General features: G+C 62.5%; 6 protein-coding genes. 3 read left to right on the top strand and 3 right to left on the bottom strand.

From position 1 onward, the window contains the following. The 3 genes from AC1D1P_RS10740 to AC1D1P_RS10730 all read left to right on the top strand — a co-directional run. A partial coding sequence (locus AC1D1P_RS10740) for a BLUF domain-containing protein (protein WP_477672966.1) occupies positions 1-892 on the top strand: 892 nt, incomplete at its 5' end. Positions 893-1,012: 120 nt separating this feature from the next. Continuing rightward, positions 1,013-1,654, top strand: a complete 642-nt coding sequence (gene nth / locus AC1D1P_RS10735) for an endonuclease III (RefSeq protein ID WP_477670976.1) — start codon at positions 1,013-1,015, stop codon at positions 1,652-1,654. Between the two features lie 353 nt (positions 1,655-2,007). Continuing rightward, positions 2,008-3,135, top strand: coding sequence for an ABC transporter substrate-binding protein (locus tag AC1D1P_RS10730; protein WP_477672965.1), 1,128 nt, complete (start codon positions 2,008-2,010; stop codon positions 3,133-3,135). A 145-nt stretch (positions 3,136-3,280) separates the two neighbouring features. Here AC1D1P_RS10730 and AC1D1P_RS10725 read toward each other — a convergent pair whose 3' ends face one another. From AC1D1P_RS10725 to AC1D1P_RS10715, 3 genes are all read right to left on the bottom strand, one after another. Beyond that, positions 3,281-4,405, bottom strand: a complete 1,125-nt coding sequence (locus AC1D1P_RS10725) for an ABC transporter substrate-binding protein (protein WP_477672964.1) — start codon at positions 4,403-4,405, stop codon at positions 3,281-3,283. Positions 4,406-4,494: 89 nt separating this feature from the next. Continuing rightward, a complete protein-coding gene (locus tag AC1D1P_RS10720; RefSeq protein WP_477649551.1) occupies positions 4,495-5,472 on the bottom strand; it encodes a Bug family tripartite tricarboxylate transporter substrate binding protein in 978 nt (325 codons plus the stop codon). A gap of 82 nt (positions 5,473-5,554) precedes the next feature. Further along, entirely contained in the window at positions 5,555-6,775 is a 1,221-nt protein-coding gene (locus AC1D1P_RS10715; RefSeq protein ID WP_477670980.1) for a pyridoxal-phosphate-dependent aminotransferase family protein, read from the bottom strand. Positions 6,776-6,869: the final 94 nt, after the last annotated feature.

Genomic DNA, 6,869 nt, shown 5'->3' with positions numbered 1-6,869 from the left:
GCGCCACAACACGCCCCTCGGCCTGCACGTCGTGCTGCATTACCAAAGCGGCTGGTTTGTGCATTGGGTCGAAGGGCCTTCGGCGGCCGTGCGGGACTTGCTGCAGCATGTTGTGCAACACGACCCGCGCCACCATTCACCCCATACCCTGCACACCAGTAAGGGGCGGCGGCTTTTGCCGACACCGTGGTCCATGGCGATGTCGCAGGCCACCGAGTCGGCGGTTTATTTCGGCCGCCGGGTCATGGCACTGCGGGAGCAACTTGAAAAGGGCAAACAGTATTCGCCCTCCTCGGTGCTTCGCCGCCTGTCGGCACCCATGCAACTTGCCCAGGCGCAGGCACTGGCAGACCCCGAAGCCTTTCACCGCATGGGCATCTGCTCGGCCAGCGGCACCGAGGCTTTCGACATGGTGGGCTGGCTGGCCCAAAAAACCGGCGGGGTGGTCGCCAAACGGCGCTTTGCCGGCGAGACAGACTTTGACGGCAGCAGCGAGTATGTCGACTTCATGGAAGGCGGCTACCCATGCCGGCTGATTGCCGTGGCGCGCAACGGCCTCACGCACGGGCTGCGCCGGGCTTTCCTTCCGGAGTGGCCGCATTTTGTGATGCTTTTTTGCGGCTCGGCCAAATTTGACGACGCGCTGATGGCCCGCATGATCGCCGCTTGCGACGGCCTGCCTGCGAAGCCGGTGCTGGTGGGGGTTGCCCGCGACACCACGACCCACCAGCGCATGCAGGACATGGCACAGGCGGCGCAGCTGGAGTATGTCGTCGGGGGCGTTGCCACGCCCGACAACTGCAGCGCCATATGGCAGACGATGCGCGACCAGCTGGATCGGGCCGGTGCGCCGTCCAGCTCGGTATGGGACGTGCCGCGCATGGCGGCCTGAGCGCCCTGCCCCATTTCCCTGCTTCCCCGCTTCCCTGCGTCCCCGTTTTTGTTTGTCGGCATCTAGCTACGCCGACGGGTCTTAGCGCGCCGGCCTGCGCACGCCGATACACTGCGAGGCATGAAAAAAGAAGACATCGCCCCATTCTTTGCCACGCTGAAGGCGGCCAACCCAATGCCGGTGACCGAGCTGGAATACACCAGCGTGTTTGAGCTGCTGGCCGCCGTGCTGCTGAGTGCGCAAGCGACCGACGTGGGCGTGAACAAGGCGACGCGCAAGCTTTTTCCGGTGGCCAACACGCCGCAGGCCATCATCGACCTGGGGCTGGAGCGCCTGGAGTCTTACATCCGCACCATCGGGCTGTACCGCACCAAGGCCAAAAACCTGCTGGCGGCGTGCCAGATTCTGGTGGAGCAGCATGGCGGCAAAGTGCCGCGCAGCCGCGAGGCACTGCAGGCCCTGCCCGGCGTAGGCCGCAAGACAGCCAACGTGGTGCTGAACTCGGCATTTGGCGAGGCGACGATGGCGGTGGACACGCACATCTTTCGTGTGAGCAACCGCACGGGCCTGGCGCCCGGCAAGAACCCGCTGGAAGTCGAGCTGGGCCTGCTCAAGCGCGTGCCCGCCGAATACCTGGTGGACGCGCACCACTGGCTGATATTGCACGGGCGCTATGTGTGCATTGCGCGCAAGCCCCAGTGCTGGCAGTGCGCGGTGGCGCCGTGGTGCGACTTCAAGCCAAAGACGCCGGTGCCTGCGTAGGCCACAGGCAGCCGCGCTTGCGTTTGACCCCACGCTATGAAATCAGTAGCTGCTGGCGAGCCTGCAGAGGCTACAGTAGCGGCGCGCCTCAATTGCGCAGCTTGCCGTCGCGCGTCACCATGCAGCGTGTCGGCCCGGGTTGAAAAAGAAGCCCCGTCCGAACAGGGGTGTAGTACTTGCAGCTTACGGGAAGTTGCCCTGTGTTGCGCACGGTCAACGCCGCAGTGCCGCCCCGTCGCGCATGGTGGGTATCCATCTCGCGAAGCGTGCGAACTTGGGGGATTTTTCCTCTTCGGGCAACCTATCATTGAAAGCTCCCGCTGGCTCAGCCAGATTTTTTTGATGGATGAGTCATGTTTAACATTTCGGCTTCACGTACCGTTCTTCGCGCCCTGAGCCTGTATCTCGTATTTTTTGCGGGTGCCAGCCACGCGCAAAAAGCCTGGGTCATCGGCCAGTCCGCCCCCCTGAGTGGCAGCAACGCCAGTTTCGGACGCGACATTCAGGACGGCGCTCAGGCCTACTTCAAGTCAGTCAACGCCAAAGGCGGGGTGGCCGGCCTGCCAATCCAGCTGGTGACGCTCGACGATAAAAACGACCGCAAGCTGGCCGGCGCCAACACCACGAAACTGCTGGCCGAAAATGACGCGGTGGCCCTGTTTGGTTATGCGTCGGCCACGCTGAGCCTGGACGCCATGCCCCAGGCGGAAAAAGCCGGTGTGCTGTTTTTTGCACCGTTTTCCGGTGCCAACCCGGTGCGCAAGCCCAGCCCGGTGGTGTACACGCTGCGCGCATCCTACGGCGACGAGCTTGAAAAAATGCTGTCCTTCTGGACGGGCCTGGGCCTCAAGCAGGTGGTGGTGGTGCATTACGACGACGAGGTCGGCAAGCAGAATCTGGCCGTGGTGGTTGCCTATCTGGCCAAACAGGGCAAGAAACCCGAGGCTTTCTCCCTGCAGCGCAATGCCAAGGTGAGTGAGGCCCAGGTCGCGCAGCTGCTCGCGCTCAAGCCCGACGTCCTCATCAACACCGTGCTGTCCGGCGCCGCGGCTGACATCAGCAAGCAGGTGGTAGCACAGGGCAAATTCATTCCGATGTCCAGCCTGTCTTTTGTGGGCGCGCAGCAATACATCGACGCAGCTGGCGAAGCCGGCGCCGGAGTGTCCATCTCTCAGGTCGTGCCCAATGCCGCATCCCCGTTGCCGGTGGTCAAGGAATGCGCCAAGGCGCTGCAGGACGCCGGCGTCAAGCAGGCCATGAACAGCGCCCATCTGGAAGCTTGTATTGGCGCAAAGGTGCTGACCGAAGCCATGCGCCGCAGCAAAAAGCCAGGCGATGCCAAAGCCCTGCTGGCTGCGATGAGCGCGATGGGCAGTTATGACACCGGCGGCTTCGTCGTGTCCTATTCACCAGGCCAGAACCACGGCAGCAAKTACGTGGAGCTGGGCATGGTGACGCGCGACGGCAAGCTGCGCAATTGAGGCGCGCCGCTGCTGTGGCCTCTGCAGCCTCGAAAATGCTGCAAGAAAATGGCCTCTCAGCCTTTGCCGCTTAAGCGCCAGCAGCTACTGATTTAATAGCGCGGGGTCAAACGCAAGCGCCGCCGCCGGCGGCGTAAAGAAGCGCTTAGCGGGCGAAGGTGCCGTCGGCGCGAATCATCGTCAGATTCACGAAGCGCGAACCCAGATTGCTTTGCTTGCTGTAAGTCAACGCAAAGCCGCCCAGGTCTTCATTGGTAARTGTTTCCAGCGTGCTGATGAGTTTGGCGCGCGTAACCGGCGCCGGCGTTTTTTGCAGCGCGCGCACCACCAGCTTGGCGTTCAGGAAACCTTCCATGCTGTTGTAGCTGAACTTCTTGTCGCCGTTGGCCGAGATGATGGTCTGGTATTCACGCACGACGGCATTGCCCAGTTCGGTAAACGGGTAAGGCACGACCTGCGAGGCAATCACGCCGGCTGCCGCATCTTTGAGTTCGGCATGCAGGCCGGACGACACACTGAGCACCATGAACTGGGCGGTCACGCCCTTGGCGCGAAAAGCCTGGATGAACGCCGCATTGGGCTTGGCCTGCCCGATCAGGATCACGGCCTGCGGCTGCGCCGCGGCAATCACCTCGGCGGCCTTGGCTACGTCTACCGTGCCGCGCGGCACCGGGGCCACGGCAGCAGCCGTTGCGCCGCGCTTTTGCATGGCGGCGTTCAGGGCTTCCAGGCCTTCCTTGCCGAAAGCGTCATCCTGGTACATCACGCCGATTTTTTTGATGCCGATGGTCCACGCGTGGTTGACCGCCGCTTCGATCTCGTCGGTGGTGCTTGYGCGCACATGGAACAGGTTGGACACATACGGGTCGCGCAGCGACTTTGCGCCGCTGGTGTTGCCGATCTCCGCAATGCCGGCCGCCTGCACCAGGGGCACGATCTTCAGCATGTTGGCCGTGCCGCGATAGCCCACCAGCGCCACGGCGTTTTGGGTTTCGATCAGGGCCTTGGTGTTCTCGGCCGTCTTGTCGGGGTTGAAGCCGTCGTCCAGGCTGACGAGTTTGATTTTCTCGCCGCGAACGCCGCCTTTTTTGTTGATGTCGTCAAAGTAGGCGTTCATGCCGCGCACATAGTCGGTCGTCAGTGCGGCGCTGTTGCCAGAGAGGTCACCCGAGTGGCCGAGCACGATGTCGGCCGAAGCGGCCGAGCAGGCCAGGCCCAGAAAAAGAGCGGCCAGCAAACTGCCGCCCTTTGGAAAATTAACAACTTTCATGAAACGAATCCCTACCCTCTTGTGAAAAAATTGGTGTCAATAAAAAAGCCGGCCCAAGGCCGGCTTGTGCTTCCGGTGCGCGGTGTATGTCAGGCGTCGACCCTGACCTTGGCCTGCTGGGCCACCTGCGCCCACTTCTTTTGCTCCATCTTGATGAAGGCCGCAAATTTTTCGGTGCTGCCGCCGCCGTCTTCGGCGCCGTACTGGTCCATCTTTTCCTGCACGTCCGGCATGGCCAGCACCTTGTTGACGTCTTCATTCATGCGCTGAACCATGGCCCGCGGCATTTTGGAAGGGCCCATGAGGCCGTACCACACGGTGGCTTCGAAGCCCGGGAAACCGGACTCGGCCATGGTGGGCACATTGGGATGGCCTTTGGCGCGCTTGAGACGCGTTTGCGCCAGCGCGATGGCCTTGCCGCTTTTGACATGCGGCGTGGCCGAGGTCATGGTTTCAAAGCAGTAGTTGACCTGCCCGCCGATCAGATCGACCAGCGCCGGGCCTGAGCCACGGTAGGGAATGTGCAGCGCAAAAATCTTGGCCTGGAGCTTGAACATTTCCAGTGCAAAGTGCTGGGCCGAACCACCGCCCGCGGAAGCAAAGCTGATCTGGCCGGGCTTGGCCTTGCACAAGGCCACCAGGTCCTTCACGGTTTTGGCGGGCTGGTCGGCATTGCAGATGAGCATGTTAGGCGTGACGCCGACCATGCTGATGGGCACGAAGTCGCGGTCTGCGTCGTAGCCGAGCTTGATGCCGAGCGCCGGTGCCAGCGCGTGGCTGTTGATGTGGGCCATCAGCAAGGTGTTGCCGTCACCGGCCTGCTTGGCCACGTAATCGGCCGCAATCACGCCGGCGGCGCCACCCTTGTTTTCAATGATGACCGAGGTGTTCCACATGGTGGACAGCTTCTGGCCCACCACGCGCGCCAGCGCGTCGGTGCCACCGCCAGGCGGGAAACCCACCACAATGCGCACCGGCCCGCTGGGCAGCGTTTGCGCCCGGAGCATGGGTGACGCCACCATGGCGGCTGTGGCCGCCGTCGCGCTGATAAAGGTTCTGCGTTGCATGGTTTCCCTTTTTGATTCAGTAATTTATGGAATTTTGATGACCGTTTGACGTAACACCCCTGCGCTCGTGCGCAGCGGGTGATCAGGCTGCCTTGCGCTGCGGCACCACAGCCGCGTGGCTGGAGAAATGATCCATGGCGGCCTGCACGCCCGAGCCCGCGAGCTTGACGCCCGCAAGTTTGAGGCCCATTTCACAGCCGCTCAGCGCCGCCATCAGCGTGAGGTCGTTGCAGTCGCCCAGGTGGCCGATGCGGAACATCTTGCCYTTGACCTTGCCCAGGCCGGTGCCCAGCGAGCAGTCAAAGCGTTCGTAAATGATCTTGCGCACCGCGTCGGCATCGATGCCCTCCGGTGTCATCACGCCGGTGAGCACCGGCGAATACACGGCCGCGTCGGCGCACTGGATTTGCAGGCCCCAGGCCTTGACCGCGGCGCGCACGCCGACAGCCCAGCGCTGGTGGCGCGCAAACACGGTTTCCAGGCCGTGCTCCAGCAGCATGTCGCAGGCTTCGCTGAGGGCGTACAGCAGGTTGGTGTTGGGGGTGGACGGCCAGTAACCGGTCTTGTTCATTTCGATGATTTCGTCCCAGGCCCAGAAGGCTTTGGGAAGCGTGGCCTTTTTGCTGGCTTCGATGGCTTTGGCCGACACGGCGTTAAAGCTGATGCCGGGCGGCAGCATCAGGCCTTTTTGCGAGCCGCTGATGCTGACGTCGACGCCCCACTCGTCGTGGCGGTAGTCGGCCGAGGCCAGGCCCGAAATGGTGTCGACCAACAGCAGGGCCGGATGCCTGGCGGCGTCAATCGCCTTGCGCACGGCGGCAATGTTGCTGGTCACGCCGGTGGAAGTTTCGTTGTGCACCACGCAGACGGCCTTGATGCTGTGCTGGGTGTCGGCCTTCAGGCGCTCTTCAATCAGATGGGCCTGCACGCCGTGGCGCCAGACGTCGGCGCCGGGGTAGCCGATGACTTCGGTTTTGAGGCCCAGGCGCGCGGCCAGCTTTTGCCACAGCGCAGCAAAGTGGCCGGTTTCGTACATCAGCACATGGTCACCCGCGTTCAGCGTGTTGGAAAGCGCGGCTTCCCAGGCGCCGGTACCAGAGGCCGGGTAAATGATGACAGGTTGTTGGGTCTGGAAGATCTTCTTGATGTCGGCCAGCACCTTGAGGCCCAGCGCCGCGAATTCAGGGCCGCGGTGGTCGATGGTGGGCAGGCTCATGGCCCGCAGGACGCGGTCAGGCACCGGCGAAGGGCCGGGAATTTGTAGAAAATGACGTCCGGTGGGGTGAAAGTCAAGCGTCAACATGGCGGAAAACTCCAGAAGTAGGACGCTATTTTTTGCATACAAAATTCATTTGTCAATAGAGCAAAGGGTTACAAATTGATTTGACACCCCTGTT

This window comes from Polaromonas sp. P1_E1_2, assembly GCF_056406035.1.
This window is presented reverse-complemented; position numbering and strand designations above follow the sequence as displayed.

What these genes read in the sequence shown, in the direction of transcription:
- nth (WP_477670976.1), top strand. Translation starts at nt 1,013, where the DNA reads ATGAAAAAAGAAGACATCGCCCCATTCTTTGCCACGCTGAAGGCGGCC.
- AC1D1P_RS10720 (WP_477649551.1), bottom strand. Translation starts at nt 5,472, where the DNA reads ATGCAACGCAGAACCTTTATCAGCGCGACGGCGGCCACAGCCGCCATG.